Source organism: Sulfuricurvum sp., assembly GCF_049305995.1.
Lineage (GTDB): Bacteria > Campylobacterota > Campylobacteria > Campylobacterales > Sulfurimonadaceae > Sulfuricurvum.
Genome location: NZ_JBAQPS010000375.1, coordinates 1 through 2,255, shown reverse-complemented (window position 1 = coordinate 2,255; position 2,255 = coordinate 1). Strand labels below are relative to the sequence as shown.

3 protein-coding genes are annotated in these 2,255 nt (G+C 36.3%); all 3 read right to left on the bottom strand.

Features of this window, described 5'->3' with window-relative positions; translation table 11 throughout:
• Nucleotides 1-467: OmpA family protein (locus WA010_RS12515; RefSeq protein ID WP_422557451.1), on the bottom strand; the 467-nt coding region annotated here is incomplete at its 3' end.
• Between the two features lie 53 nt (nt 468-520).
• Entirely contained in the window at nt 521-1,771 is a 1,251-nt protein-coding gene (tolB, locus tag WA010_RS12510; protein ID WP_422557450.1) for a Tol-Pal system protein TolB, read from the bottom strand.
• A 1-nt stretch (nt 1,772) separates the two neighbouring features.
• The coding region (locus WA010_RS12505) for a TonB C-terminal domain-containing protein (RefSeq protein WP_422557449.1) at nt 1,773-2,255 on the bottom strand (483 nt) is incomplete at its 5' end.

The following is a 2,255-nucleotide window of genomic DNA, read 5'->3' as shown; positions in this document are numbered from 1 at the left end:
CTAATAGAATCAGCGTTTATACCCCTATTCACCAATACTGCTTTAACAGCTGTAGCACGTTTTAAACCAAGAGCGAAATTATACTCATCACTTCCGAATTCATCGCAATTTCCTTCAAGCTTAATCGTTTTTTCTTTCACTAAAAGAGCATTTTTTGTCATTGCTTCTTGCATATTTTCACGAATATCAAACTTATCGTAATCAAACAAAATACTCACAAGCTGAGCATCTGAACCATTCATACCATTTGATGCTACTACAGAAGTATCCGTAGCACTTGCATTCGTAATTGGAGCAATTACCGCATTAGAATCAGTAGCTGTAACAGCTACAGCAGGAGCCACACTCGTTCCTACAGAATTTCCACTGTTTTTAGTCGTTGCATCGACTACAGGCTCTTTTGTGCTACATCCGCTCAAAATAAGCATTGCCACTGTTGCGCTTAAAAAAGCGATATTTTTCATCATTGTCGTCACCTTATGATTTTTGATAGTGTAATTTTATCGAAAAACTATTAACATTACCAATCAATCGATTGAATACGCCCTATTTTTAGTGGAAATGCAAAATTTTTATCAACTCCGAACCGAATCACTCCGATCGAACTGCGTGAACCTTCTTGTTTAATGTACAAAATCGCTTCCCCATCAGGAGAAAATCGTGGAAAATCATTTTCTCCACTTGCCGTAAGACGTTTTATACTTCCTGAGTTTAAAGAAAGTAAATGCAAATTGAAAGCATTACCACCATATCCGGCACTGTTTTCACGTGCTTTATACACTAAAAAATTTTTATACGAACTCAGTGAAGAATTACTTTTACCCTGATACACCAATTGTGTAACGGCACTACTATTGAGACGTGTTGAAAAAATATTTGGGTATCCAAAACGATTCGAGACAAATGCGATTGAACCATCACCCATAAACTGACCATTGACATCAATTCCCGAATAATCGGTTATACGCGTTTTATTATCAGATACGGTCTCATAGAGATAAATATCCGGCTGACCGTTAGGTGCCAATGTCAATAAAAGACGTTTAGCATCGTCACTCACATCTGAACATACTGCCATACCATCTGAACTAATAATCTTTTGCTTGTTCCCGCCGACCAAATTCATTTTGTAAATTGTTGGCTTAAAATCAGAAAGTGACGTGTAATAAAAATCGGTCTGCTCACGGTTAGCCCATTTTGCAAATCCGTACATTCCCCCTTTTAAAATAACACGTTGATACGAAAGAGTATAGTCAGATGCGACAATTTCAGAGTGTCTTGGACTTGTTAGTCTGACGAATAGCACTTTACGTTTGATCCAATCAATCGGAGAACCCCCAAGTTTTGCATTAATATCATACGCAACAGCATGAGAGAGAAAAACCAACATTTCACTTTGCTTTAATACATAGCTTTTGATGAAAAAAGTATTGCCGTCTTGAAGAAGTTTTACATCTGCTTTCACTCCACCTGCACCGTCGTTTACTAAGCGATAACGAAGAAGATACTGAGTCTCTTTATGTACAGGGGCAGGAGAAGTTGCATCAAATTCTGCCAATGCATAACTCTTATCAACGCTAAAAAGTGAAACTACCTTCATATCTTCCACTAACATTTGTGAGAAATTTTGAGACATGTCTGTAGTTTGTGGCGATGAATCCTCAATAGCTAAAATAGGAAAGCTATCTTCTTTTTTATCTACAACAAATGTTGCATCAACTGCAAATAAATACAGTGGCAATATCAAAAAATATAAAAACCGCTTTATCATATTATTCCTTTAGTGTTTTCATTAATTCAAATCTTAATTCACTCTCATCCCCATCAGGATGAGCAGGCAAATTCAATTTCGCCATTTTATCCTTAAGACGATCTACCTCTTCATCAAACATCTGGTTTTTAGAAGAATACAATATCTTAAAACTGCGTAATTTTCCAGAAGGGCTCAATACAAGAACAACAGTTGCTTTATTACCTACCGTACCGAGAGGAGGATTGAAATTTTGACTAACAAATGCAAAAATCATCGCATAGTATTTATCAACCATTGGTCCAGTAGAACCACCTTTAAGAATTTTAATTGATTTGATTTTATCCGACAAACGGGGGACATCTTTTCGCTCTAAAATCTCTTTTTCCAATGCATTTAACTCTTTATTCTCTTCAGGCTTTTTTTTAGGCGTTTTATCTATTTTTACTTGTGCAAAAAGATCTGATATTTCTGGTACTGGCTCAGGTTTTGCAAGCTCATTTTG

Bases quoted from the DNA above. Each gene is read 5' to 3' on its own strand.
- tolB (WP_422557450.1), bottom strand. From the start codon at position 1,771: ATGATAAAGCGGTTTTTATATTTTTTGATATTGCCACTGTATTTATTT.